Origin of the sequence: Pseudomonas sp. RGM 3321 (assembly GCF_022836805.1) — a bacterium.
Taxonomy (GTDB): domain Bacteria; phylum Pseudomonadota; class Gammaproteobacteria; order Pseudomonadales; family Pseudomonadaceae; genus Aquipseudomonas.
This window is the reverse complement of the sequence record NZ_JALHBH010000091.1, coordinates 11,888-38,850: the sequence shown is the minus strand read 5'-3', so window position 1 is coordinate 38,850 and position 26,963 is coordinate 11,888. Positions and strand designations below refer to the sequence as shown.

Genomic DNA, 26,963 nt, shown 5'->3' with positions numbered 1-26,963 from the left:
CCCTTGGAGCAGGGGTAGAGGAAGCTAATCATTAATAGGCTTTACAGGGAACTGTCAGAAATGACAGCTACCCGTTTTGGCAGCAGGGACGTAGCTCAGCCCTCGTCAGCTTCGTCGTCATCCCCGCCATCCACCTTCATGCCCAGTTCCTTGATCTTGCGGGTCAAGGTGTTGCGGCCCCAGCCCAGCAGCACGGCGGCGTCGCGGCGGCGGCCGGCGGTGTGTTTGAGGGCGGTTTCGATCATGATCCGCTCGAAAGTCGGCACAGCGCTGTCCAGCAGGCTGGACTGACCGCGAGACAAGGCCTGGTCGGCCCACTGACGTAACGCCTGTTCCCAGTTGGTAACCGGGGCTGCGTCCTGCGGCAGGCTCAGCAGTTCCGGTGGCAGGTCGCTGATGTGCACTTCACGACCCGAGGCCATGACCGTGATCCAGCGGCAGGTGTTTTCCAGCTGACGCACGTTGCCTGGCCACGGCAGATGCTTGAGGTATTCCTCGGTCTCGGCCTTGAGCAGCTTGGGTTCGACTGCCAGTTCCTGTGCGGCGCGGCTGAGGAAGTGCTTGGCCAGGGTCGGGATGTCTTCGCGACGGTCCGACATGCGCGGAATGTGAATACGGATCACGTTCAGACGGTGAAACAAGTCTTCACGGAATTTCCCGGCCTGTACCAGGGTTTCCAGGTTCTGGTGTGTCGCGGCAATGATCCGCACATCGACCTTGACCGGCGTGTGACCGCCTACCCGGTAGAACTCGCCATCGGCCAGCACGCGCAGCAGACGGGTCTGGGTGTCGGCTGGCATATCGCCAATTTCATCGAGAAACAGCGTGCCGCCGTCAGCCTGTTCGAAGCGTCCGCGACGCAGGTTGGCCGCGCCGGTGAACGCGCCTTTTTCGTGGCCGAACAGTTCGGACTCCATCAAGTCCTTGGGAATCGCCGCCATGTTCAGCGCAATGAACGGCGAGGCCGAGCGCGGGCTGTGGCGGTGCAGTGCATGAGCGACCAGCTCCTTGCCGGTCCCCGACTCACCGTTGATCAACACGGTGATGTTGGAGTGACTCAGGCGCCCGATAGCGCGAAACACTTCCTGCATCGCTGGCGCTTCGCCAATGATTTCAGGGGTGCGGGTCAGTGTCGGTGCGACGTCCAGGCCTTGTTGTTCCTGGGCGTGCTGATTGGCGCGCTTGACCAGCGAGACGGCTTCATCGACATCGAATGGCTTGGGCAGGTACTCGAAAGCGCCACCCTGATAAGACGCCACTGCGCTGTCCAGATCTGAATGGGCGGTCATGATGATCACCGGCAGACGCGGATGCTGCTCGCGAATCCGCGCCAGCAGGTCCAGGCCACTGGCGCCGGGCATGCGGATGTCGGAAATGATCACGTCCGGCTGCTGACGGGCCAGACGGCTCATCACCCCGTCGGCGCTGTCGAAGCTTTGTGTGGTCATGCCTTCCTGTTGCAAGGCCTTTTCCAGTACCCAGCGGATAGAACGATCGTCGTCTACGATCCAGACAGTTTCACTACGGCTCATGTCGAAGCTGCTCCTTGTTCCAGCGGCAGGAAGATCGAGAACGTGGTGTGGCCGGGATGGCTGTCACACTCGATCAGGCCCTGGTGCTGGCTGATGATGTTCTGGGTAATGGCAAGACCTAGCCCTGTGCCATCCGGGCGGCCACTGACCATCGGGTAAAAAATGGTTTCCTGAAGTTCGGCCGGAATACCGGGGCCGTTGTCGATGATTTCGATCTTGCTGACCAGTCGATGGCGAACGTGGCCGATAGTGAACTGGCGCATGGCGCGGGTGCGCAGGGTGATCCGTCCCAGGCGCAATTCGTTCTGGCCGCTGATGGCCTGCATGGCGTTGCGCACGATATTGAGCACGGCCTGGATCATTTGCTCGCGGTCGATCAAGACGTCGGGAATGCTTGGGTCATAGTCGCGCACCAGCGTGATGCAGCCCTGACTTTCGGCCTCGACCAGGCTGCACACTCGTTCAAGCACTTCGTGCACGTTGGTCATCGCCAGCGACGGCAGCTTGTTGGAACCCAGCATGCGGTCGACCAGATTACGCAGGCGGTCGGCCTCTTCGATGATGACGTTGGTGTAATCCTTGAGGCTTTCTTCAGGCAGCTCGCGGGCCAGCAGCTGTGCGGCCCCGCGAATGCCCCCCAGCGGATTCTTTATTTCGTGAGCCAGGCCACGCACCAGCATCTTGGTGGTTTCCTGCTTGGACAGCTGGGCCTCTTCCTTGGTAATGCGCAGCAATCGGTCTCGTGGGTGCACTTCAAGCAGCAGCAGGGTATCGCCCTTGCTGAGGATCGGCGTCACGGCATAGTCGACAGTCAGTGTCTGACCGGTCAGTGCGGTGAGCATCGCTTCGCGCTTGGTGAAAGGATGAGCCTGTTCCACTGCCTGACGCAGCGAACTCAGTGCCTCAGCCGACTCGGTGAACAGCTCGCTGATGAATTGCCCATGGCTGCGCTGCCCGCTGATGGCGAGCAGCATTTCCGCTGCCGGGTTCATGTACTCAAGTCGCAGATCGGCGTTGAGCAGAATGGTGGCAGTGGTCAGGTTATCCAGTAACAGTCTGTGCAGCGCGTCGCTGATAGTCATGAATCGTGTTGACCTCTTTTGGCACATTGCAGTTGCGCAATGCTGGTGCTGGTTGGTCTGCGCCAGCAGGAGCAAGGCCACCAATACGGTGCTGTCTCAGTGAAGTTGCAAAAACCAAACCAAGGCTCCGAAAAGAAGCGCTTTATCTGCAAAATCGGGCCGTTTTTCGAGCGAGTGCCCGCATACGGCGCTACTTGCAGAGCGTTCCTGAACCAAATTGGACTGTATTGTTGCGCAGGCGTGTAGATGATGCACCAAAAAGGTGCTTTGGCTTTGCCGAGGATCAGAAGAAAGGCAGAATGCTGCTTTTAGGCTCGGGCTTATCCTTGAGTGGGCACTCGGGACGCACGCCGTAATCATCCTCCTTGCAAGGATGAGTCGCGCGCTTTTGCGCCAAGGAAATGCGCTGTACGTGAAACGGCTGGTTCGGTGTTTTTTCCAGAACACGGCCGAGCTCGTCGAAAATCTCTACCGACAATTGATGTGTGCCGCGATCCACATTGCTCAGCGGGAAGACTGGGCTGCGGCCGGCCTCGCCGACGGCAACGTTATCCAGCAGTAGCCGGTAGCTGTGACCCGGCTGTAACACCGGTTCGCTGGTGACGGTAACGATCAGATCGCCACTGGGATTTACCAGCGTGGCGTCCGGCTCGGGCACCAGAATTCTCAGCAGTTGATAATGAAACATCGGCTGCACTGCGGGTTTGGCAGGGTGTGCTTTCAATGTTCGGGTCGGCGGCGTGCCGGTCATGTTGTTGCTGGGTGGAATATCGACGCGTGTGGCGTTCTTGCGCGGCTGATCGGTAAACACCCGATTGCCTTGCGCGTCGATGTAGGTATAGACGTCGGCAGCGGCTGGCAGCGCCATTAGCAGCAGCAAGCAGATCAGCGCGCTGTGCATTCTGTGTCTGTTCATGGTTTGCCGAGGTGCACGCGCTGAATGGTCAGCGTAATGGTCTCGCTCTGCTGAATGATCCGCTCGCCGTCTTTCACCACTACCGCGAAACTGTGCTCGCCGCGATCTATGTTGACCACCTGAAAGCGTGGCAGGTTGGAAGGCTGCCCGTACAGGTTGCCGTCCAGCAGCAGTTGCAGGCTGTGAGTCGGTTGCAGACGCGGCTGGATTTTCACGCCGATGATAAACGTGCCGTTGTTGGCGCGTAACGCTTCGTCGGTAGGAAGGTCTGTCAGTTCCAGTACGTCGTAGGCGGTCTTTGGCTGTGGCTGTGGCTGTGCCGGAGCCGATTGCGGCGGGCTGTTGACGACCGGTCTGGCGGGTGCCTGTGTTTCGATGCTGTTGAGGGGCGGCAACTCGACCACCTCGGTCCTCGTGCCGTCGGGTGGCTGATTGCTGAACGCGGTGTTGCCGTTCGCATCGGTGTACTTATAGATCTGCGCCAGCGCAGGCAGGCTGATCATCAGCAGCAGGCAAATCAGACTTTGACGCATGGGGCTCTCGACAGCAGGGGCACGATTGGCCGTCAGCATAGAACACATCGCCCTATGCTGCGCTATCCACCTGATGTGTCAGAGTTTTGCCGAGCAAAGGTCGGCGGTGGCCAGCACCAGTGCCTGATCATGAATTGGGTCGGTTTGGTAGCGCTTGAGCGCCATATCCAGCTTTATTCTGCAGTCTTCGGTTTTGCGCAGCGGCTGGAAGTCGGCATATGCCTGTAGCAGCTGGGTTTGCAAACGGTCGAGTTTCGGGCGGATATCGTCCACCAGGCTCAGCCTGGTCGTATCAGGGGCTTTGCCCGCTGCATGCCATTGGGCAAGCAGTGCATTCTGTATTTGCTTGTTGGCTTCGATCTGCGCCTTGAACAAGCGTTGAACGTCGTCAGGGTTCAGCTTGAACTCGGCAGCGCGGGCCTGCGCTGCGCTGATGACTTGCAGCTCGCGCGGCGGGTCCTCGACGGCTTTGCCGCTGTCCCATTTGCTCAGGGCAACCTGATCGGCGATGGACAGGCGCTCGCTGATGGCTTGCAACAGCGGCTCGATAGAAGAGGGCTTCTGCTCGGCGGCGAAGGCGAAGCAGGAAGACATGCACGTCAGGGTCAGCAGGGAAGTGGCCAGAAGCAGGCGCATATTCAACTCCATATTGATCGGGGCGGGGTGCAGAGTTAAGCCCGATTCGTGGGTATGCAGCCAGTGCCCGGTGGTGAAAAGAATTTCACGTTGCAAAGGCTGCATTCCGCGTACGTGCTGGTGAGAGCTTATTGCGACAACGGCGTTGCTTCTGTCGCGGCGTAGAAGACGATAAGTTCGACTGGTGTGTCGCCCGTCTTGCCGCGGTGCACGATATCAACCATCTCTGCGAGTGCGTCGCCTTTTTTCAGGCGGATTTCCTTGTTGCTGTCCCGTTTTTCGACGGTGATTTCTCCTGAGGCCACGTAGGCGGCGTTGGGGATCGGATGGCTATGCCATTTCAGCGCGGTGTTTGCAGGAATGTTGATTTTCAGAACGGTCAGCTCGGGCTGGCCTTTGGGGTAGGCAATGTAAGGCGTGCCATCCCAGGAAGTTTTGCTTTTCAGCAGAACACGGGATTCGACGGTGGGGCTTGCCTGTTGGGCAACGGCGCTGCCTGCCAGTGCTATCAGGGCAGCTGTGATCAGAAGTCTGTAGGGCATGTCGGGATGGCCTTGCTGGCTGAAATTCGAGCCAGAAGTTTGCCCGGTATTTTTTTTCTGATGCGGTATCCCGTTATTGCACAAAAATAAAAAATCGGTCCTCAGAAACAAAGAAACCTCCCGAAGGAGGTCTCTTGTTACGCCATCAACGCTGGCGCGGCTGGATTAGCAGCTGTAATACAGCTCGTATTCCAGTGGGTGTACGAAGGTACGAACGCGGATTTCTTCTTCGCTTTTCAGTGCGATGTAAGCGTCGATGAAGTCGTCGCTGAACACACCGCCTTTGGTCAGGAACGCACGGCCCTTGTCCAGTTCTTCCAGCGCTTCTTTCAGGCTGCCGCAAACTTGTGGGATCTCTTTGGCCTCTTCAGGCGGCAGGTCATACAGGTTCTTGTCAGCTGCGTCGCCAGGGTGGATCTTGTTCTGGATGCCGTCCAGGCCAGCCATCAACAGAGCCGCGAAGGCCAGGTACGGGTTGGCCGAAGGATCCGGGAAGCGTGCTTCGATACGACGGCCGCGTGGGCTGTTGACGTAAGGAATACGGATCGAAGCGGAACGGTTACGCGCCGAGTAGGCCAGCATGACCGGTGCTTCGAAGCCTGGAACCAGACGCTTGTACGAGTTGGTGGACGGGTTGGTGAAGCCGTTCAGCGCCTTGCCGTGCTTGATGATGCCGCCGATGAAGTACAGAGCGAGGTCGGACAGGCCGGCATAGCCTTCACCTGCGAAGGTGTTCTTGCCATCTTTGGCGATGGACATGTGCACGTGCATGCCTGAACCGTTGTCGCCGTACAGAGGCTTTGGCATGAAGGTCGCGGTGCGGCCGTAAGCGTCAGCAACGTTGTGAACAACGTATTTCAGGGTCTGAACTTCGTCAGCCTTTTTAACCAGCGTGTTGAATTTCACGCCGATTTCGTTCTGGCCAGCGGTCGCCACTTCGTGGTGGTGAACTTCAACGGTCTGGCCCATTTCTTCCAGAGCGTTGCACATGGCGGTACGGATTTCGTGGTCATGGTCAAAAGGCGGAACCGGGAAGTAACCACCTTTAACACCTGGGCGGTGGCCTTTGTTGCCGCCTTCCACGTCCTGGTCGGACATCCACGAACCCTGTTCAGAGAAGATCTTGAACATGGAGCCCGAGATGTCGGACTTGAATTTCACTTCGTCAAAGATGAAGAATTCTGGCTCAGGGCCTGCGAATACGGTGTCACCGATACCGGTGGACTTCAGGTATTCCTCGGCGCGACGAGCGATGGCGCGTGGGTCACGATCGTAACCTTGCATGGTCGACGGTTCGATGATGTCGCACACCAGGATCAGCGTCGGTTCTTCGGTGAACGGGTCCAGAACAGCGGTTTCGTCGTCCGGCAGCAGGATCATGTCGGAAGCTTCGATGCCTTTCCAGCCAGAGATGGAGGAGCCGTCGAACATCTTGCCGACTTCGAAGAAGTCATCTTCCAGCGCATCGCGAGCTGGCATGGTCACGTGGTGCTGCGTACCTTTAGTGTCCGTGAAGCGCAGATCAATCCACTTAACGTCATGATCTTTGATGAGTTGAACCGACTTCGACATGGTGTCCTCCGGGTGGCTAAGAACCGCCTTCTATTAGGCTGGGTCCCTTGAATTTGGGTGATGCCGGCACGAATATTCTGCCAAGGCAACCTGCCTCACAAGGGAGCAATTTGCATGCCAGTGCCCCGTGTTGGGTTTTTTGCTTCAAAAGCAGGCTTTCAGGGGATTTAAACGCGTCTGCCGAGAAAAGTACGCACCGTTATGGCGCTGCAATTTGGTGCGTCGACTCTTTTTGGTGCGTCGATGGTCGAGTGTACGATAACTGGTTAAACGTTGAGCAATTTCCGCTATAATCCGCGCCCCCCTTTTTCAGTCGGCACCTCACGCGCTGTTTCCATGAAACTAATCGTTAAAGTTTTTCCAGAAATCACCATTAAAAGCCCGCCGGTGCGCAAGAAATTCATCCGGCAACTGGGCAAGAACATTCGTACCGTGCTCCGTGAACTGGACGCGGACATTGTCGTGGGTGGCGTATGGGACAACCTTGAGGTGGAGACCCGCCAGACCGACCCCAAAGTGCTGCAGGGCATCAGGGACCGGCTGAGTTGCATGCCTGGCATTGCCAACTTTCTGCAGGTGGCCGAGTACCCGTTGGGCGACATGGATGACATCGTCGCCAAGTGCAAGCTGCACTACGCCGACCTGCTGCCCGGCAAGATGTTTTCAGTGCGTTGCAAACGCGCCGGTCGTCACGATTTCAGCTCGATGGATGTCGAGAAATACGTCGGTAGCAAGTTGCGCATGCAATGCGGCGCTGCCGGAATCGAGCTGAAAAAGCCCGATCTGGTCGTGCGGATGGAAATTCGCGACCAACGGTTGTTTGTCGTTCATGACCAGCATCAGGGCATGGGCGGCTACCCGCTGGGCGCGCTGGAGCAGACCCTGGTATTGATGTCCGGCGGGTTCGATTCGACCGTTGCGGCCTACCAGATCATGCGCCGCGGCCTTATGGCGCACTTCTGCTTCTTCAATCTGGGTGGACGTGCCCATGAACTGGGCGTGATGGAAGTCGCTCACTTCATCTGGAAGAAGTACGGCAGTTCGCAGCGGGTGCTGTTTGTCAGCGTGCCATTCGAGGAAGTTCTCGGAGAAATTCTGCAGAAAGTCGATAACAGTCATATGGGTGTAGTTTTGAAGCGTATGATGTTACGCGCTGCATCCGCCGTGGCTGATCGTCTCGAAATCGACGTGCTGGTAACCGGCGAAGCGATTTCACAGGTTGCCAGCCAGACGCTGCCGAACCTGTCGCTGATCGACGCAGCGACCGACAAGCTGGTCCTGCGACCGCTGGTTGCAAGCCACAAGCAGGACATCGTGGACCTGGCGACTGAAATCGGCACTGCCGATTTTGCCCGGCACATGCCTGAGTATTGCGGGGTGATTTCGGTCAACCCGAAGACCAACGCCAAGCGAAATCGCGTTGAGTACGAAGAAAAACAGTTCGACATGGCGGTTCTCGAGCAAGCGCTTGAACGCGCGAAGCTGATTTCGATCGATCGGGTTATCGACGATCTGAGCCGCAATGTCGACATAGAAGAAGTCAGCCAGGCGCTGGCCGGTCAGGTCATCATCGACATCCGTCACCCGGATGCCCAAGAGGACCAGCCGCTGCAAGTGCCTGGCGTGGAGATACAGACGTTGCCGTTCTACGCATTGAACAGCCGTTTCAAGGCACTGGATGACACGCGCCAGTACCTGCTGTATTGCGACAAAGGCGTCATGAGTCGCCTGCATGCTCACCATTTGCTCAGTGAGGGGCATGCCAATGTGCGCGTTTATCGACCGAGCTAAGTGCCCGGGGCTGTTTGCCTGTGGCTTGCGTCACCGGCCCCCCGACACCAGTCGTCATGCCGTAACGGCTTTTGCCGACTCGAAATAGTTAATCGCTGCCTTTAAACAGTCAGCAGACCGAATCCTCTGATCGAGATACACAAGTGATCGAAAATCTACGCAACATCGCCATCATTGCTCACGTTGACCATGGTAAGACCACCCTGGTAGACAAACTCCTGCGCCAGTCCGGCACCCTTGAGCGCAACGAGCTCAACGACGAGCGCGTGATGGACTCCAACGACCAGGAAAAAGAGCGCGGTATTACCATTCTCGCGAAGAACACCGCGATCAACTGGAATGGCTACCACATCAACATCGTGGACACCCCGGGCCACGCCGACTTCGGTGGTGAAGTAGAGCGCGTGATGTCGATGGTCGACTCCGTACTGCTGCTGGTCGACGCCCAGGACGGCCCTATGCCGCAAACCCGTTTTGTGACCAAGAAGGCGTTCGAAGCCGGCCTGCGTCCAATCGTGGTCATCAACAAGGTTGACCGTCCAGGCGCGCGTCCGGACTGGGTTCTGGACCAGATCTTCGACCTGTTCGACAACCTCGGTGCTACCGAAGAACAGCTGGACTTCAAAGTCGTCTACGCTTCGGCCCTGAACGGTATTGCCGGTCTGGAACACACCGACATGGCTGAAGACATGACTCCGCTGTATCAGTCGATCGTCGATCACGTTCCTGCGCCAAAAGTTGACCGTGACGGCCCGTTCCAGATGCAGATCTCGGCTCTGGACTACAACAGCTTCCTGGGCGTCATCGGTGTTGGCCGTATCGCTCGCGGTCGCGTCAAGCCAAACACCCCGGTTGTTGCTATCGATGCCGAAGGCAAGAAGCGTAACGGCCGTATCCTGAAGCTGATGGGTCACCACGGTCTGCACCGTGTGGACGTTGAAGAAGCAGCTGCCGGCGACATCGTCTGCATCAGCGGCTTCGACCAGCTGTTCATCTCCGACACTCTGTGCGATCCGCTGAATGTTGAAGCGATGAAGCCGCTGACCGTCGACGAGCCAACCGTTTCGATGACCTTCCAGGTTAACGATTCGCCGTTCTGCGGTAAGGAAGGCAAGTTCGTCACCAGCCGTAACATCAAGGAACGTCTGGACAAGGAACTGCTGTACAACGTTGCCCTGCGCGTTGAAGAAGGCGACACCGCCGACAAGTTCAAAGTCTCCGGCCGTGGTGAGCTGCACCTCTCGGTACTGATCGAAACCATGCGTCGCGAAGGCTTCGAAATGGGTGTTGGTCGTCCGGAAGTGATCATCCGTCGCGTAGGCGACGTGAAGCACGAACCGTACGAAAACGTGACCATCGACCTGCCGGAAGAATCCCAGGGCGCGATCATGGAGCAAATGGGTCTGCGTAAAGGCGACCTGACCAACATGGTTCCGGATGGCAAGGGCCGTGTTCGCCTTGAGTACAACATCCCGGCCCGTGGCCTGATCGGTTTCCGTAACGAGTTCCTGACCCTCACCTCCGGTGCTGGCATCCTGACCTCGATCTTCGACCGTTACGACGTGATGAAGTCCGGCGACATGTCCGGCCGTCAGAACGGCGTTCTGGTTTCGGTTGAAACCGGCAAGGCTCTGACCTACTCGCTGGAAACCCTGCAAGCGCGCGGCAAGCTGTTCGTCGAGCACGGTCAGGAAATCTACGGTGGTCAGATCGTTGGTCTGAATAGCCGCGACAATGACCTGGGTGTGAACCCTACCAAAGGCAAGAAGCTCGACAACATGCGTGCATCGGGCAAAGACGAAACCATCGCTCTGGTTCCACCTGTCAAGTTCACCCTTGAACAGGCTCTGGAATTCATCCAGGACGACGAGCTGTGCGAAGTAACGCCGAAGTCCATCCGTCTTCGCAAGAAGATCCTGGACGAAAGCGAGCGTACCCGCGCTGCCAAGAAAGCCAAGGCTTGATACTTAGCCCGCGCTGAATAAAAAGCCCCGGTCGAGAGACCGGGGTTTTTTTATGCCTGATGGATTATCGGGGCACGCAGCCGGGTGAAGTTCAGGGCAGGTATCAAGTGTCTAGCGCTTGCCACCCACCGGTGCCAGCAGCAGTTCGATACGCTGCTTACGGATACCATCCGCTGCGGCTTCAGCCAGTGCGGCATCGGTGATGATGGTGTCGAACTGCTCGAGCCCAGCCACTTTGTACATGCCGAAGGTGCCGTATTTCGAGCTGGTCGCGACCAATACGGTTTGCGAGGCTGACTGCATGGCAGCTTGCTTGACCTCTACTTTCAACGCCGACGGCGTAGTCGTGCCACGTTGCAGGTCCCACGAGCTGGTCGACATGAAGGCCACATCGGTCGCCAGTTGCCGCAACGTCGCTGCCGCCAGCCCGCCGACGCTGGAGCGGTTCGGGTGATCGAGCAGCCCGCCGGTGTGAATCACATCCACATGCGCAGCATCGGCCAGTGCGTTGACTACGCCGAAATCATTGGTCACCACGGTCATGCCTGACAACGCGATGATATGCGGCACGATTTCCAGTGTGCTGGTGCCCGCGTCCAGGTAAATAGTCATGTCTGGATGCAGCAAACCCGCCGCGAGCCTCGCCATGCCCTGTTTGTGCGGCAGCTCTATAACCGCCTTGGACTGGTGGCTGGGCTCGCTGTGCACCTGGCTGGCGATACGCACGCCGCCGGTGACTGAATAGGCCCGGCCTTCCTGTTCCAGCTGGGCGATATCGCGGCGGATGGTCATGTGCGAGCAGTCGAACATCTCCATCAACTGATGAACGCTGAGCACCTGATGCTTGCGCAATTGGCGCAGCATCAGCTCCCGGCGCTGATCGGGGATCATAGGTGTACCGCCGGAAATGGCGATCTCCTCTTCAGTGGACATTCGTGCTCCTTGATGGGCCGCCAAGACAACAGGCGGTCCGCGCATCTTAGCCAATCGCTCTGGCAATGGAAGCAGCGACGGGCCTTTTTGCACGGACTTGCTCATCTTTGAAGCCGACACACCTCAGTTCATCCAGTTGCCACCATCGACGTTATAGGTCTGGGCGACCACGTATTCACTGTCCGGCGAGGCAAGAAAGATAGCCATGCCGGTCAGGTCGTCCGCCGTGCCCATGCGCCCGTATGGCACCTGCTCGCCGACCAGCTTCTTTTTCTCGCCCAACGGGCGGTTTTCATAGCGGGCAAACATCGCATCCACGCCATCCCAGTGTTCGCCATCGACCACGCCAGGTGCGATGGCGTTGACGTTGATGCCATGCTTGATGAGGTCCAGTCCGGCCGATTGGGTCAGGCTGATCACCGCGGCCTTGGTCGCGCAGTACACCGCCACCAGCGCCTCGCCACGCCGGCCAGCCTGGCTGGCCATGTTGATGATCTTGCCGCCGTGCCCCTGGGCAATCATTTGCCTGGCTGCTGCCTGCAAAGTGAACAGGGTGCCCGCGACGTTGATCGAAAACAGCCGCTCGTAACTGTCGCGGGTGATATCGACAATCGGTGCCAGATCAAACAGCGCGGCGTTATTGATCAGGATATCCAGCTTGCCGGTCTGCGCGACCACGGCGGCGATGGCCTGATCGATGGACGTCTGATCCGTCACGTCCATGCTGACCGCGTAGGCGTTCGGCCCCAGCTCGTTCGCCGTGGCCTGTGCGCGTTGCAGATTGATATCGGCAATGGCTACACGAGCACCTTCATGGATATACGCCTGGGCAAAAGCCCGTCCTATGCCCCGCGCCGATCCGGTGATCAGCGCGCTTTTACCTTCAAGTCGTTTCATGGGTTCATCATCCGTCCAATACAGTTGAGGGCCGCAGCTTTACTTCGGATAACCGGCGCGTTTCATCTCGCGTTCGGTGACGGCCTGTGCAGCGCTGAGCGCCTGTTCAGTGGTGGTCTGGCCGGTCACGGCAGCGGAGAACAACTTGCCGACCGATGTGCCGATGGCCTGGAACTCGGGAATGGTCACGTACTGGATGCCGACATATGGCACAGGCTTGGCCGAGGGGTGCGCGGGGTCAGCGTGTTGCATCATCTGCAGCGTGACGCTGGCAAACGGCGCAGCCTTGAGATAGGCCTCGCTGTAGGTAGAAGTTCGAGTGCCTGGCGGTACATTACTGATGCCGTCTTTCTCGGCGACCAACTGGATATACGCTTTGGACGTCGCCCAGGTGATGAACGTCTTGGCCGCGTCCTTGTGCTTTGAGGTGGCCGGTATCGCCAATGACCAGGCGTAGAGCCACGAAGAGCCCTTGTCGGTCACCTCAACCGGCGCAGGCGCAAAGCCGACGCTGTCGACCACCTTGCTCTGTTCCTTGTCCGTCGTGAAGGAGCCGGCCACGCTGGCGTCGACCCACAAGGCGCATTTGCCGCTGTTGAACAGCGCGAGGGTTTCGTTGAAACCGTTGCTCGACACGCCCGGCGGGCCGTACTTTTTCAGCGTATCGACGTAGAAATTCGCAGCCTTGCTCCATTCCGGGCTGGTCAGTTCGGGCTTCCATTGCTCATCGAACCAGCGCGCGCCAAACGCGTTGGCCATGGTGCTCAGCAGCGCGATGTTCTCGCCCCAACCGGCCTTGCCGCGCAGGCACATGCCGTAAATACCTTTGTCGGGCTGATGCAGCTTCGCCGCGAACTCACCCAGTTGGGTCCAGGTTGGCTGCTGCGGCATGCTCAGACCTGCCTGCTTGAACAGGTCGGAGCGGTAATAGGTGATCGTGCTTTCGCCATAGAAGGGCAGGGCATAGAGCGTGTCCTTCACCGACAAACCCTGCCGCACCGAGGGAAAGATATCTTCCAGCTCATACTCGGGCGCAAGGCCGGTGATAGGCTCCAGCCACTGCTTGGCGCCCCACAGTGGCGTTTCATAGGTGCCGATGGTCAGCACGTCGAACTGGCCGCCCTGAGTGGCAATGTCGGTGGTCAGGCGCTGGCGCAGGACGTTTTCTTCCAGCACCACCCAATTGAGTTTGATATCAGGATGTTGCTGTTCGAAGATTTTCGACAGGCGCTGCATGCGGATCATGTCGCCGTTGTTGACGGTGGCGATGGTCACGGTTTCGGTGGCCTGGACGGTCAGGTTGAAAAGGGCGGCGGACACGCCTGCGGACAGGAAAAGCGCTTTGCGGATGTTCATCTCAGGGCACTCCATCCCGCGCCTTGGCTGGCGGGAGTCATTGTTTTTGTTGTTGGCCACGGCTGAATCACCATGGTGGACGGCTCGATTACAGCAGCCTGTTGCGGCCTGAACAAACGCACGGCGAATGGTCGGCTGATACTTTTTTAACCGCTGGCTATGCCGCGCTCTGAAAGCAAAAAAGTACCAGTGGCGGATTAATTGTGAGCTAGCACTGGTCGAGCGGCAGGGCGTATGTTTAGGTGTCCATAGAGCATTAATAACGATAAAAGGGGCATCCAGTGCCTGACAGCCGAGCGGCCTTGTTCGAGCAGCGTCCCGCCGAGCTTGAGGTTATTCTCCCGCAACCAGACCACTACTTTCGCTGGTACGAGCACGACTATCCCTACTCGCTGGCCCGCTGGAACCACCATCCAGAATTTGAAATCCACCTGATCCGCCAAGGCAGTGGCAAGCTGGTGGCCGGTGATTACATCGGTGAGTTCGGTGCCGGTCATGTGGCCCTGATCGGTCCCGATTTGCCCCACGACTGGATCGGCGATCTGGCCCCCGGCGAGCACCTGGCCGGGCGTGACGTGGTGTTGCAGTTCGATGGCGCGGCGTTGCTGGCGCTACGTGGCACGCTGCCGGAACTGGGCGATTTGCAGCGTCTGTTCGAGCAGGCACGTCGTGGGTTGGAGTTCACCGGCGAAACGGCCATGCAGGCTGCGCAACTGCTGGAGCAGATCGGCCCGGCACAAGGTCTGGAACGGCTGATTCTGTTCCTACAACTGGTCAATACCTTGATGAAAGCGCCTGTGCAGGAGGCTCGTCTGCTGGCCAGCGCCTGGTATGCCCCGACCCTCGATGCGCGCAGCTCCGAGCGGATCAACAAGGCGTTCGATTATCTGCTGACTGAACTGACCAGCGATATTCGTCTGTCAGTCATCGCGCAACGGCTGGACATGAGTGATCCGGGCTTTTCGCGCTTTTTCAAACGCACCACCGGGCATTGTTTTATTGATCTGATGCGTAAGCTGCGGGTTCAGCGGGCTTGCCGGTTGCTGCTGCACAGCGAGATGTCGGTGTCGGACATCTGCTTTGAAGTGGGTTACGCCAACCTGTCCAACTTCAACCGGCATTTCCGCGTGGAGATGCAGCAGACGCCCAGTGAGTACCGGCGCGCCGCTGCATCACTCTGATCAATGCTCTGCTGGCTCTTTCGCCTGTGGCGAGCGGGTGACGGCATGCACCAGCTTGCCGATCGTCAGGCCCTGCAAGAGGATCGACAGCAACACCACGATATAGGTGATGCTCAGCAGCAGGTCACGCTCCGGTCCGGTGGGCAAGGCCAGCGCCAGTGCCACCGAGACACCGCCGCGCAAGCCGCCCCAGGTCAGGATGCGGATCGTACCGTGTGGCACCTTGCGCCAGCGACGCAGCAGCAGAATCGCCGGGGCCACGGTGACAAAGCGCGACAGCAGAATTGCTACGGCCAACAGGCTGGCGGCAATCAGGTGCTGCCAGGAGAACGGCAACAGCAACAGCTCCATGCCGATCAACGCAAACAGCAACGCGTTGAGCATGTCATCCAGCAACTCCCAGAAGCCGTCCATGTAACGACGGGTCATGTCGTTCATCGCCAGATTACGCCCCAGGTTACCGATGATCAGCCCGGCCACTACCATCGCGATAGGGCCTGACACATGCAGCTCGGAGGCCATCGCCGAGCCGCCAATCACCAGTGCGAGAGTCAGCATGACTTCGATCTGATACTGCTCGATGCTTTTGATCATCAGGTACACGGCATAGCCGATCAGCCCTCCGAACAGCACCCCGCCCACTGCTTCGTGGACGAACAGCAGGGCGGTTTCGCCAACCGTCGGCGTCTCGCCCAACTGCGCGATACCCAGCAGAACGGTGAACACTACCACCGCCGTGCCATCGTTGAACAGGCTTTCACCAACGATGGTGGTTTTCAGCGGTTTGGAGGCATTGGCGGTACGCAACACGCCAAGTACTGCAATCGGGTCGGTGGGCGAGATCAGCGCACCAAACAGCAGGCAGTACAGCGGGCTGACGTGCCAGCCGAACAGGGCAAAGATCCAGTAGGCCAGCGCGCCGATCACGGTGGTGGCAATCAGCACACCGAAGGTTGCCAGCAGGCCGATGGGCCAGCGATAGCTTCTCAGGTCGGCAAGGTTGACGTGCAGCGCCCCGGCGAACAGCAGGAAGGACAGCATCCAGTTCATCAGCAGGTCGCCGAAGTCGATCTGACCGATCAGCTGTTGTACGCGATCTTCCAGACCGGGATAGCCCAGAAAACTCAGTCCTTGCAGCAGCAAAGAGAACATCAGCGCGGTGACCATCACGCCGATGGTGGGCGGCAGACCGATAAAGCGATAGTTCACATAGGTCAGCAGCGCAGTGAGGCAGATAAAACCAGCAGCAAGTTCAAGCATCCGTCATTCCAGAATCCGTAAGTGCAGTGTCTCGATCACCGTAACCGAGCCTGTGTTTGATGGACCGGATCCATGTCCAGACACATCGCGACACGACACAGTGGGGTTTGCGTTGACCACGCAGATGCGGTGATGTTGCAAAAAAGGCAGGAATCAGTGAATGAGGCAGACTTGAAAGCGCAAGAAGCGGGGCATTGCAGGCACAAAAAAGTCAGCCCGGATAACGGTCCGGGCTTACGGGGGACGTAACAGTGGGTGGCCTCCCTGGCAGGTTCAGAATCATTGGCTGTTTCTGCACCCGCTCAGGACCTGGTACTGCACGGTGTTCAACTTGCCTTTGGAGTCCTCGTAGGTCATCAGTTTCGGCATCACGCTACAGGTTTGCAGATCCGGGGATTTGCGAATGACCTTGGCGACGTCGAGCTTCATTCCGTATTTGTACTCCTTGATCTCCGGCATCGGCTTGTTATGGATAGCGGCGTATTTCTGCACGCTGGCCTGGTGTTCTTTGATCACCGTAGTGGCTTTGACTTCATCAGTGGTGTAAGCGTAAGCACTCAGTGGCGAAAGAATGACCAGAGCAAGTAACAACGATTTGGCGGTGCGCATTTTCTTTTGTCTCCGTTTGAATGTGGTTCAACCTTACCAAGTGCGCACTAACCGGAAAGTGGCTGAAACATTACAAATCGGTAATCTCGCAGATGTCAGCTTTCTAACAGTATTGTCATTCTCTGCTCACCTTCCTGTTAGCTATCCGGACGTAAGCTTGTTTCATCCCTGACGAGCGCCGAGCGCTGCGCAGGTCCGACATTCAACCGAGAAAGGTAATGATGATGAAACTGGTCAAATCGATGGTCTTCGCCGTAGCTGCCTTGTCCGCCACTGCAGCCTTTGCCGACGACGGTAACGAGTACGCAAGCCCCGCTGCCGACAAGATGCGCCTGGCGCAGGAGATGCGCTTCAAGGAACAGAACAGCAGCAAAGCCGAGCGGTACGTCAATGCTGACGAGAAAGCCGAGGCTGAGCGGTCGACCAAGTCCGAAGGCTGATGCCTTTGCTGCCCGACCCGCTGCACCCCTATTCGCCCTTTGTAGCAGCTCCCTGCTCCTTTGGTCGGGGCGAATCTTTAAGCGTCCTTCGGGGCGCTTTTTTTATTCCCGGCAAAAACGTCGGCGATAAGCATTTTTCATGCATCTGCCCGAAGGGCGTAGGAGCGAACTTGTTCGCGAAGAGGCCGGCATGCTCGCCGCAAATGAACCGTATTCGCTAACCAGCGAAACGTCGCCCGTTCTGCTCCTACGGCCTTCGGCGAGAATAAAAACAAACGTATCCGGTCAATGCCTGTTTCACCGTATTGAACTAACGCAGGCGGTACTTCACTTCCTTTCATATTTGTAATCCTGCCGTCACCTCGACGTTATCTTCGCCACTTCAAGATGGTGCCCCGCTGGCAGCTCTCGTACCTATAAAAAGAGCCAGGAAAAAGCGCCAGGTCGACACGTTTAAAACAATCTGCCGATCCATCGGAGCACATATGACCCAACTCAGAACATTGTCCCTTGCCCTGTGCTCGACACTGGCAGGTGTAACGCCGATTACCGCACTCGCCGAAGAACAGAAAGAAGGCTTCATCGAAGGCAGCACGCTGACGGTACTCAACCGTAACTTCTACATGAACCGCGACCACCGCAATGGCGAATCCAGCCCGACCGGCAATGGTTACTCCGAAGCGTGGGCGCAAGGCATCATCGGGCGATTCCAGTCAGGTTTTACTCAAGGCACCTTCGGCGTCGGGGTCGATGCCTTTGCCATGATCGGCATCAAGCTCGACACAGGCGATGGACGCAACGGCGGGCGCAGCGCATTCGATGTGCTGCCGGTCGATGGGCAGGGCAATGCCCGCGACGAGTACAGCAAAGTCGGCGGCTCGCTGAAGGCCAGGGCCTTCGACACCGTCGTCAACGTGGGCGATGTCTTCCCGTCGACGCCGGTGGTTGCATTCGGTGATTCACGCCTGCTGCCGGAAAGCTTTCGTGGCGTCACGGCGATCAACAACAGCATCAGCGGCCTGACCCTGCAAGGCGGTCGCCTGCACTCCATGAGCCAGCCCGTTTCCAGCAACATGCGCGACGGTTTCGTGACTTTCTACGGCGGTGCCGTGGACTCTCCATGGGTTGCCTACTTCGGCGGTGACTATCAGGCCACCGACAGGCTGAGCCTTGGCCTCTACACCAGCCGACTCAAAGACGCCTGGGATCAGAAATACGCTTCAGCGTCCTACGTGCTGCCGCTCTCTGACGACCTGTCGCTGACCAGCAGCCTGAACTATTACAACGCCACCGACGAAGGCAAAAAGCTGCTCGGCGAATTCGACAACGACATCTGGAGTGCAAAAGTCGCCCTGCAATACAGAGCGCACACCCTGTCGCTCTCGCATCAACGCAACGAAGGTGATGACGATTTCGACTACCTCAGACAGTCCGACTCCATCTACCTTGCCAACTCCATCCAGTACAGCGACTTCAACTCACCCAAAGAGCGCTCGTGGATGGTCACCTACAACCTCGACATGTCCACCTTCGGCGTGCCCGGCCTGTCATTCATGACCCGCTACGGCAAAGGCACCGACGCCGACTACTCCAACGCCAACAGCACCTACATGCGCCGCGACGCACAAGGCAACCCGCTGACCGATCAAAAACGCTGGGAGCGTGATATCGAAGCGAAATACATTGTGCAGACCGGAACGCTTAAAGACCTGTCGCTGCGTGTGCGCCAGGCGACAACCCGGGCCACTGCGTTCGAATCAGATCTGGATGAGGTGAGGGTGATTGTGGAGTATCCGTTGAGTGTGCTTTGAGTATTTCCGAACAGGCAGGAAGCGTCCCTTGGGGCGCTTCTTAGTGCTAACCACGTTGTGTGAACCATCAACACCAAAGCTCAATAGGCTGACCCATGATTTTTCCAGCGCAAAAAGCTGACTGGCCATCGCTATTTCGAAAGGAGTCTCATCAATGCAGCTAATGCAAAAGCCGATGCTGCGTAAAGGCAAAACTTACTGAGACTCAACATGGCATCCATAAGCTGTTGACCTTCGGCACTTCCTCCTGAACCGCTGATTGCGCTAGCTGTGCCGCCTATAAATACTGCGCCTGAAGCCACACACAGGACCAAAAAAGCGCACGCCATTTTAAACAACGTGGCTGGGGTAAGCACATTTGAAATCCGGCCTTTTTCATCGGTGCTGATGATCCGAAAAATGACACGACCTATATAAAAAACTGCAGACAAGACACATAGGAAAAGCACCAAAGTGATCATGGAATTTACCTTGAGCAGAAAGTGTTTGATAGTCGCTCACCCCAAGATATTCTTGATGGCTGCGATAGTTTGATATCGATTTGAACGTTATTCTTCCTGTACGATCCATGCTAAGACATAAAACGCATAAGTGGCGTTCTGGACAGCTTTAGACGTGAGTAAAAGTTTGCATATGCCGCCCGCTATAGGCATATGCAGAATCTCTTCCGGATCGGCGTCATCAGACTTTTGATCAGTATCCGTTGCTGTAGACCGGAGAGCCTGGCAACGGCTTGCCTGTTTTAGGATCAAGAATCATGGCCTTGGCCAACTGCTCGATCAGCGCTTCGGAAGGCTTGGGCGGCGGGATGTTGGCTTCACGCTCTTCAACCCATTTCAGCTTGCCATCCCATGCGGGGAGTTTGGCTGGTGGCAGGGGAACAATTTCGTTGATTTCGGGGACGCTTGGGTTGGCATAGGATAAGTTACCCAATACCTTGCCAATTTGCTTGTAACGTTGCACTCGTTCAAGGTCCTCTGTCTGGCCTATATAATACAAGCGATCATCTGACTTAGGGCCGCGAAAGCCATTCTCTAAAAAAGACGCTGAGCTCTCGTCACCTGCTGCGACTCCTAACTGAAAAGCTTCAAGAGCAGCCTGATATTGTTTAGCTGTTTTTAAATGTACACCTAATGCTCCGGCTGCTTTGCCGTTACCTTGCTCGGCAGCACAGCGACGCATTTGTCTTGCAATATCCGGTGCAATATCAATGGGCGCGAGTTTTTCGGCAACGTATGCTTGCGCTTGCGCACTTCCCTCATCTGCCGCTTTGCGAAAGTATCGCAGGGACATATCCTCATCTTGTTGCAGACCCGCCGCGCCCTTTTGAAGATAGATGGCGATCATGTAATACCCCGAAGCCACATGCGCATCTATCAGCTGTTGGCTAAGTCGTAATCTTTCCCCTCCAGTGAGCTTGAACTGGCCACGCATAGCACCGTTCTGCAGGTTGACATTGGCCTTGTAGTGGTTGTTTTCTGCCGCGATGCGATACAGTCTTCCGATCTCAATATCGACCGTTTCATCCTGCTGAATCTGATTGTTTTTCTGCAGCCAGCGAGCGTACTGAAACAGCACATCCGTCTCGGCCGAGGGGACCGGAATTTTCTCGTGTACGCAGGTAAATGCCAGCTTGGCGTTGACTTCGTTCAGCTGACTTAGGGGCGCGTCCTTCGTCCGTGAGGTAAGGGCATTGCCGGAGCTGTAGGCGGCCAACAGCAGGCTTGAAAGCAACAAAGTCAGGCGCATCAGTCATGGTCCGTCATAGTAGCGTCGCGATAATAAGGTTCAACGAGAGCGTGTCGGGTTTGAGTTTGGGCAGAGATTTGCATGTGCAGATCACTCTAGGCACATGCAGAATCTGGCTCGTAACAGAAAGCCTCTACCGCCCTATATTCAGTCTTCCTTGCTGTAAACGGGAGAGCCTGGCAACGGCTTGCCTGTTTTAGGATCAAGGACCATAGCCTTGGCCAGTTGCTCAATCAGCGCTTCAGAAGGCTTGGGCGGCGGTATGTTGGCTTCACGCTCTTCAACCCATTTCAGCTTGCCATCCCATGCGGGGAGTTTGGCTGGGGGCAGGGGAACGATTTCGTTGATTTCAGGGACGCTTGGATTGGCATAGGACCAATCTGCTAGAAGGCTCCAGATTTGCTTATAACGTTCGGCGCGTTCCAAGTCTTCCTGCTGGCCTAGATAATACAAGCGATCATCGGGTTGGGGTCCGCGAAAGCCCTTGCTCAAAAAAGACGCAGAGGTTTCATCACCTGCCGCTGCGCCAAGTTGAAAGGCTTCCAGAGCGGCCCGATATTGCTTGGCTGTTGATAGGTGGACACCTAATGCTCCAGCTGCCTTGCCGTTACCTTGCTCTGCAGCACAACGACGCATTTGTCTTGCAATATCCGGTGCAATATCAATGGGCGCGAGTTTTTCGGCAACGTATGCTTGCGCTTGCGCACTTCCCTCATCTGCCGCTTTGCGAAAATAGCGCAGGGACATATCCTCGTCTTGTTGTAGACCCGCCGCGCCCTTTTGAAGATAGATGGCGATCATGTAATACCCCGAAGCCACATGCGCATCTATCAGCTGTTGGCTAAGTCGTAATCTTTCCCCTCCAGTGAGCTTGAACTGGCCACGCATAGCGCCGTTTTGCAGGTTTACGTTGGCCTTGTAGTGGTTGTTTTCTGCCGCGATGCGGTACAGTCTTCCGATCTCGATATCGACCGTTTCATCCTGCTGAATCTGATTGTTTTTCTGCAACCAGCGGGCGTACTGGAACAACACGTCTGTTTCTGCCGAGGGGGCCGGGATTTTCTCGTGTGCGCAGGTAAATGCCAGTTTGGTGCTGACTTCGCTCAACTGATTCAAGGGAGTGTCCTTTGTCCGTAAAGTAATGGCGTTGCTGGAGCTGCAGGCAACCAGTAGCAGGCTTGAAAGCAAAAGAGTCAGGCGCATTAGTCAAAGTCCGTCATAGAGGTTTCAGAGTAATGAAATTCAACTAGAGGGGCATCAGGCTTAAGCTTGTTGTCTCGAGATTCTTTATTCCGTTTGATGATTTCCTCCCAAGCTGCAAAAGCTTCTTTAGGATCATCCTGCACCCCTCGCCCCTTCGTATGCAAATCCCACAACCGCCGCCGCAACGGCTGACTAAACTCCGGATGCTCATGGCAGATGTTCAGTTCACTATCGACCATCATGCTTCGAGTGTTGATGTTGGCTGAGCCGTGTGTGGTGTAGACGTCATCGACGATCATCAGCTTGGAGTGGATATAAACCGGCATCCAGGGCTTGCCCGCCGGCGAGTCGAATGCGACCAGCGAACAGACATGAATTTTCAAACCGGGCACTTCCTTGGCTACCAAGTTGGAAGTTTCAATCTCCTTGGTTTTCCTGTGCATGTCCGCTTGCCATTCGTCCAGCTTTCTCTGCCCGGCACGGTCATTTGGCCCGTCCGGCCGAGGTCTGACCGGGGCTTCACTTTTCATCTCCTTGATCATTCGCAGCTTGGTGATGGCCGGAATGGTCTCTGCCCGGCCCAGGCTGGCGAGCATTTCCTGGGTCTTGGCTGTGCCCATGCCAACCCCGTCCTTGGTGTCATTGGTGACGACAAAAAGATAGAGGGGCTCCTTGCGGCCTGCTTTGAAGTATTTCCCTGCCAGGGTCTTGAGGTGATCGGCCAGCGGCGGCCAGCGGAAGTACTGGTTCTCGATGTAAACGAACTGGGTGACGTTATTGGCAGCCACCATGTAACCGCTTTGGATGTCAAAGACAGGTTTTTCATGGTCGCCTACGTCATCCTTGTGCTTGCGGTTGGTTTTGGGCTGGCCCACCTGAGCCTGGGTGCGCAACAGTTGCATCATCAACCGCGTGCCGCTCTGGAACTGGAGACGATTGGAGGTCGGATCGCAATCGCGACAGGCGAGCAGGTCCTCGCCGGTTTCCTTGCGCCAGGCGATGGCGAAGTTCTGGTGCACATCGTGGAGAATCGGCCCGGACAACATGCACGAGATGTCCTGGCGTGGCGTAGAGCCGCGCGAGCCTAGATAGGGCTCAGGCTTGGTGCCTTCTTCACGGTTCAGTGCCGAGTGTTGATCGGTGTCCCAATATTCGTCCAGCGAATTGTGGCCCATGACAAAGCCGACCGCGCTGGGCAGTTCATAGTCGACCAGTACACTTTTCTGGTGGTGCGAGGCGCTGGCGCTCAGGACGAGGCGCATGCCCACGCTGATATTGGGATCGAGCGCTTCATACTTCACCCAGTGCTTGATCTCTAACCGTTCATTGGCGCTGAAGCCACGACTCACAAACACTGGAGATTTGCCTTTGACTCGCTCAGCCGCTTTGCCATCGGACACCGCGCATTCGGAGAACCAGTCGCGATCGTAGTCATACTGATCAGGCGTCGAGCTTTGCATGGCCCGGGATTTTATCCGGATTACACCTTTGCCCGGCAGATTGCCTTCGCCTGCTACGCCTGCGGAGTTGAAGGGCATTTCCCAGCCCAGTATTCGTACCTTCACACCGTTGGCGGCCTTGAGCCTGAGCAATTCGCCAATGCAGGGGTGGGATCCGTCGCGGATGAAATACATGGAAGGCTGGAAGCCCCAGCAGATGATTTCGACGGATTTTTCAGCCTTGGCAATGGCCTCATAGACGGCCTTGAACGCTTCCTAACCGTTGACCAGCGGTCTATAGGTGGCCGGAATCGGGCTGAATTCGCTGTCCTCGACGAACCAGCGCGGAACAATCCTGGCGCTGTTGGTGTGCGAGAGTGCGATGGGCACTGTTATGTTGTTGAGGCGGGGAAGTGGCGATTCCATGAGCGTTTCGTCCTTATAGTTTTTGACACGCTGCCTGATCGGAGACGCGAGCTGGATGGCTGACAGTTGATCGCACAGGCCGTGGCCGTTCTGCAGGTTCATCAGGATGCATGCCGGTCGCAACTCTGGTCTCGAATGGGCTAGTCGTTCCCATCACGTTTCCGATTCTGACTCTGGATTGTTCAGCGAGGTGTACAGGGCCCGGAACTTGCTCTCAGTTCCTGCCCGAGCGTTCGTTGAACCCGTTTGGTTGCTATGGCGATGAAATCCGCTGTTGGCGAATTCGGCATTTCTTTGCTCGCCTTGGTACTGACCGCCGACCGGAATGTCGTAACTCACGCCATTGGCCAGTTCTAGCGTGTAATTGCTGGTTGTGGGGTGATGATCAACGTCAATTGCCCCGGTTTTATCCATGACGCCTTTTTTGACGAGTGATGCCCCGTCGCGCAACGTGTAAGGCATACCAGCCCACGCACTAGAGCTTCCGGCATTGGTTTGCCCAGCATAAAAGGTAAGCGCTTGGGTCACAGAGGACTCGGGCCAGGCGGGATGGTCGCGATTAAGCTGGGCTGGCCCACTAAACGTCTTCTTCGCCCCTTTGACATCAATCGTCCCCGGCGCATGAATCTCGATATTGCCGTCCTTGATGCGGATGTAGCCGCCACCGCTGGTGAGCAGGATGCCTTCCTGAGCAGCGATTTCTATTCCGGCAGCGGTCGAGGTGATCTTGACCCCTTGCTGCGCGGTCAGCTCCATCGCATCACTTTGCGCCTGCAACTCGATCTTGCCTTTGGCCACGAACAGTTTGGCTCCAGCATTCTGCGCGAACAGGCTGATGCTTTGCGCGACGCTGGCCAGCAGGGATTTGCCGCTGGCGATGCTGACGTCTTCGCCGGTGCTCAGGGTCAGGTGTTTGCCGCTGTGCAGGTGGGTGCTTTTTGGGGTCGCAGTGGCGATGTCGGCGGGGGATGAGACGATCAGCAATGGCTGCTGGTAACCCGGTGTCTTGCCACGTCCACCGCTGCGGATCGCCCAAGCGGTGTCGCCGCCGTTGCGTTGCTGCTCGCCGGGGCCTTGGCTCGGGGCGCCGTCGTCACTGCCGTAAGTCACGTCGGCATCGCTGTTGAGCTGGGTCAGGCTGTCCAGGCCTTCCTGCATGGGCAGGGCGTTGTGCTGTTGGGCGGTATCGGACAGAGTCTTGACGCGTTGCTCGCTGTTTTTCAGTTGTTGCTGCGCTTCGCTGGCATCGATCTGTGCACCCTGAGCACCGCTGCGTTTCCAGGTGCTGAGGTAAAGACCCTGCTGGGCGCGCAGGGCACCGTAAGCATCGGTGCGCAGTTCAAACCCGGTACCGCGCAGACCGCCACGGTTGTTGCCTCGCTGGTCGATCAAATAACCGAGGTTGAGCTGGGTATGCCCGTGGCTGCTGTGGATCTGGGTGCGGACCTGGCCGGTCGAGTCATCCATCACCCAGTGGTTGAAACCACCGCCGCCGACTTCCTTGCTCTTGTAGCCGGCCATCAAACCGCTGGAGTGCCAGGCGGGTTTGTGACCGCCGTAGACCTGCCCCATGACCAGTGGCCGATCAATGTCGTTATCCAAGAAGGTGATGACCACCTCTTCACCGGCACGCGGCACATGCACGCTGCCCCAGTCCGGACCACTACTCGGTTGCATCATGCGCAGCCAGCAGGAGCCCAACTCGCCATCCTGAGACAGGCGGTCCCAGTGAAAGCGTACGCAAATCCGGTTCAAGGTGTCGGTAAACACTTCATGGCCGCTGGGCGTGACGACCACGGCGGTCTGTTGGCCGAGGCTTTTAGGTTTGAAATGCTCCGACGGGCTGCGGAACGGCACGCTGTGCAACTGGCCTTCGAAGCGATTGAGGAAGAAACCGTGGCTGCCCACGCCCAGTGAATCGGCCACACCGGTAAGGGGTGATGGCTCAGGACGAACAGATCTGAATAGCGCCGCCAGGCTCCCCGGCACTTCGCGTCTCTCCTTGGCCAGCGGCAGGTTGCTCTCGGCGAACATTTCGACTTCGATCAGCAAAAACTGGCGCTCTTCAGCTGCCTTGCGTTCGTACAGCGGATGCTGGGTCAGCTCAAACCAGCGTCCGGCTTCCATCTGCCGCACGCCGCTTTGACCTTGCACGCGACGTGCCTGGGATTCACGCTGCTCGATCTGTACGCGGCTCAGCCATTCGCCGCGGTCCTGCTTCTGCCAGCCGTACTGGCCCTGATACTCGTAACGCTCCAGCGCCTGTGGCGCCGAAGCGGCCTGCAAGGCTGGCATCACGGTTTCGCGTGGCTGGCCGTGGGCCAGGTAATCGACACTGCGCCAATGCAGCTTGCCGCTCAACAACTGCGAGCCGCTGCTCCACTGGGTAATGCCATCCTGTTTTTCAGTGGCGTTCTGGGTATGAAAGCGAATGCTCTGCGGTGCCAGCGCGGGCAGGGTGTCGACGGTGTCAGTGAAGACAATGCAGTGCTTGTCAGCGGTGTGTTCGACGTACCAGAAAAGACCTTCCTGCTCGCACCAACGCTGCACGAAGTTGGCGTCGCTCTCGTTGAACTGAGTGACGTAGGACAGCGGGGCGTATTCACGACGCAGGTCTAGGCGGTAATTGCCCTTGGCCTGCTCGTACATCGAGAAAACGGCTTCAAGAATCGCCGGCAGATTCTTGTCCTGCCAGATGCGGCAGTCGAGTCGGTATTCGAGCAGGCTGAACCAGGGCGCGAAGACCAGTTGCCAGTCATGCAGACCACCGTCATTGCCCAGATAGCGCACGCTCTCGACAAGGCCATGGCGCTGCGCGGGAGAACCGTCATCGCAGAGGATGGCTAGGCTGACGGGTTGGCCGATGAGTTTTTCAGGATCGTATTCGGTGTCCTGCACCACCACGTCGAGGGTGTAGCGGGGCACGCGCCCGATGCGCTCGACCCCATGCATGCGCAGGGCCTGAAGCTGATGCTCGCCCAGCGGCGTGGTGAGTTGCAGAAGGCGTCCGCTCTGGCTGAGAGGTGTGCCAAAGGTCAGGTCCATTGTGTAACTCCTTTACTTGCGCAAACTGTACGTCCTGTCTTTCAAA

Annotated in this window: 21 protein-coding genes and 1 pseudogene; 5 read left to right on the top strand and 17 right to left on the bottom strand. The window is 57.4% G+C overall.

What is annotated here, in order from left to right; translation table 11 throughout:
- Positions 1 to 95: 95 nt before the first annotated feature.
- The 7 genes from ntrC to glnA form a co-directional block, all read right to left on the bottom strand.
- Positions 96 to 1,532 carry a nitrogen regulation protein NR(I) gene (ntrC, locus tag RGM3321_RS04560; RefSeq protein ID WP_002555721.1) on the bottom strand — a complete coding sequence of 479 codons (1,437 nt, stop codon included), beginning with the start codon at positions 1,530 to 1,532 and terminating at the stop codon, positions 96 to 98.
- Positions 1,529 to 2,614 (bottom strand): nitrogen regulation protein NR(II), encoded by a 1,086-nt coding sequence (glnL, locus tag RGM3321_RS04555; protein ID WP_002555720.1) that lies wholly within the window; start codon positions 2,612 to 2,614, stop codon positions 1,529 to 1,531. Before glnL ends, ntrC begins: the two co-directional genes overlap by 4 nt.
- A gap of 283 nt (positions 2,615 to 2,897) precedes the next feature.
- Entirely contained in the window at positions 2,898 to 3,530 is a 633-nt protein-coding gene (locus RGM3321_RS04550; RefSeq protein ID WP_244391773.1) for a DUF4124 domain-containing protein, read from the bottom strand.
- Positions 3,527 to 4,063 (bottom strand): DUF4124 domain-containing protein, encoded by a 537-nt coding sequence (locus tag RGM3321_RS04545; protein ID WP_279613904.1) that lies wholly within the window; start codon positions 4,061 to 4,063, stop codon positions 3,527 to 3,529. Before RGM3321_RS04545 ends, RGM3321_RS04550 begins: the two co-directional genes overlap by 4 nt.
- A gap of 78 nt (positions 4,064 to 4,141) precedes the next feature.
- The gene (locus RGM3321_RS04540; protein WP_244391771.1) at positions 4,142 to 4,699 is read right to left on the bottom strand and encodes a chorismate mutase; all 558 of its coding nucleotides are present in this window, start codon (positions 4,697 to 4,699) and stop codon (positions 4,142 to 4,144) included.
- A 128-nt stretch (positions 4,700 to 4,827) separates the two neighbouring features.
- Positions 4,828 to 5,241, bottom strand: coding sequence for a cupin domain-containing protein (locus RGM3321_RS04535; RefSeq protein ID WP_244391793.1), 414 nt, complete (start codon positions 5,239 to 5,241; stop codon positions 4,828 to 4,830).
- A 165-nt stretch (positions 5,242 to 5,406) separates the two neighbouring features.
- Positions 5,407 to 6,813 (bottom strand): glutamate--ammonia ligase, encoded by a 1,407-nt coding sequence (glnA, locus tag RGM3321_RS04530; RefSeq protein ID WP_002555716.1) that lies wholly within the window; start codon positions 6,811 to 6,813, stop codon positions 5,407 to 5,409.
- Positions 6,814 to 7,149: 336 nt separating this feature from the next.
- Here glnA and thiI point away from each other — a divergent pair, with 336 nt between their 5' ends.
- Together thiI and typA are read left to right on the top strand one after the other, a co-directional pair.
- The gene (thiI, locus tag RGM3321_RS04525; RefSeq protein ID WP_244391770.1) at positions 7,150 to 8,604 is read left to right on the top strand and encodes a tRNA uracil 4-sulfurtransferase ThiI; all 1,455 of its coding nucleotides are present in this window, start codon (positions 7,150 to 7,152) and stop codon (positions 8,602 to 8,604) included.
- Positions 8,605 to 8,747: 143 nt separating this feature from the next.
- Positions 8,748 to 10,568, top strand: a complete 1,821-nt coding sequence (gene typA / locus RGM3321_RS04520; RefSeq protein ID WP_002555714.1) for a translational GTPase TypA — start codon at positions 8,748 to 8,750, stop codon at positions 10,566 to 10,568.
- 111 nt (positions 10,569 to 10,679) lie between these two features.
- Here the strand turns inward: typA and RGM3321_RS04515 are convergent, their stop codons facing one another.
- From RGM3321_RS04515 to RGM3321_RS04505, 3 genes are all read right to left on the bottom strand, one after another.
- A complete protein-coding gene (locus RGM3321_RS04515; RefSeq protein ID WP_002555713.1) occupies positions 10,680 to 11,501 on the bottom strand; it encodes a DeoR/GlpR family DNA-binding transcription regulator in 822 nt (273 codons plus the stop codon).
- 123 nt (positions 11,502 to 11,624) lie between these two features.
- Positions 11,625 to 12,398, bottom strand: a complete 774-nt coding sequence (locus RGM3321_RS04510; protein ID WP_057420996.1) for an L-iditol 2-dehydrogenase — start codon at positions 12,396 to 12,398, stop codon at positions 11,625 to 11,627.
- Positions 12,399 to 12,437: 39 nt separating this feature from the next.
- Entirely contained in the window at positions 12,438 to 13,754 is a 1,317-nt protein-coding gene (locus RGM3321_RS04505) for a sugar ABC transporter substrate-binding protein (protein WP_244391769.1), read from the bottom strand.
- Between the two features lie 281 nt (positions 13,755 to 14,035).
- Here RGM3321_RS04505 and RGM3321_RS04500 point away from each other — a divergent pair, with 281 nt between their 5' ends.
- Entirely contained in the window at positions 14,036 to 14,935 is a 900-nt protein-coding gene (locus tag RGM3321_RS04500) for an AraC family transcriptional regulator (protein WP_244391768.1), read from the top strand.
- On the opposite strand, the gene RGM3321_RS04495 is transcribed toward RGM3321_RS04500, so the two are convergent.
- On the bottom strand, positions 14,936 to 16,195 hold the full coding sequence (locus RGM3321_RS04495) for a sodium:proton antiporter (RefSeq protein WP_005733888.1): 1,260 nt from the start codon (positions 16,193 to 16,195) through the stop codon (positions 14,936 to 14,938). It abuts the gene before it with no gap.
- A 279-nt stretch (positions 16,196 to 16,474) separates the two neighbouring features.
- Entirely contained in the window at positions 16,475 to 16,804 is a 330-nt protein-coding gene (locus RGM3321_RS04490) for a DUF2790 domain-containing protein (protein WP_004663292.1), read from the bottom strand.
- A 218-nt stretch (positions 16,805 to 17,022) separates the two neighbouring features.
- Between RGM3321_RS04490 and RGM3321_RS04485 the strand changes: the two genes are divergently transcribed.
- Both RGM3321_RS04485 and RGM3321_RS04480 read left to right on the top strand, forming a co-directional pair.
- Positions 17,023 to 17,244, top strand: coding sequence for a hypothetical protein (locus tag RGM3321_RS04485; protein ID WP_003343801.1), 222 nt, complete (start codon positions 17,023 to 17,025; stop codon positions 17,242 to 17,244).
- Between the two features lie 485 nt (positions 17,245 to 17,729).
- Positions 17,730 to 19,055, top strand: a complete 1,326-nt coding sequence (locus RGM3321_RS04480; RefSeq protein WP_244391767.1) for an OprD family porin — start codon at positions 17,730 to 17,732, stop codon at positions 19,053 to 19,055.
- A 131-nt stretch (positions 19,056 to 19,186) separates the two neighbouring features.
- Here the strand turns inward: RGM3321_RS04480 and RGM3321_RS04475 are convergent, their stop codons facing one another.
- The 5 genes and pseudogenes from RGM3321_RS04475 to RGM3321_RS04455 form a co-directional block, all read right to left on the bottom strand.
- Entirely contained in the window at positions 19,187 to 19,516 is a 330-nt protein-coding gene (locus RGM3321_RS04475; protein ID WP_244391766.1) for a hypothetical protein, read from the bottom strand.
- Positions 19,517 to 19,748: 232 nt separating this feature from the next.
- Positions 19,749 to 20,804, bottom strand: a complete 1,056-nt coding sequence (locus RGM3321_RS04470; protein WP_244391765.1) for a DUF6396 domain-containing protein — start codon at positions 20,802 to 20,804, stop codon at positions 19,749 to 19,751.
- 147 nt (positions 20,805 to 20,951) lie between these two features.
- Positions 20,952 to 22,007, bottom strand: a complete 1,056-nt coding sequence (locus RGM3321_RS04465; RefSeq protein ID WP_244391764.1) for a DUF6396 domain-containing protein — start codon at positions 22,005 to 22,007, stop codon at positions 20,952 to 20,954.
- Positions 22,007 to 23,872: pseudogene (locus tag RGM3321_RS04460) on the bottom strand (phospholipase D-like domain-containing protein). The gene RGM3321_RS04465 and the pseudogene RGM3321_RS04460 overlap by 1 nt, the downstream one beginning before the upstream one ends.
- A gap of 153 nt (positions 23,873 to 24,025) precedes the next feature.
- Positions 24,026 to 26,917 (bottom strand): type VI secretion system Vgr family protein, encoded by a 2,892-nt coding sequence (locus RGM3321_RS04455; RefSeq protein WP_244391763.1) that lies wholly within the window; start codon positions 26,915 to 26,917, stop codon positions 24,026 to 24,028.
- Positions 26,918 to 26,963: the final 46 nt, after the last annotated feature.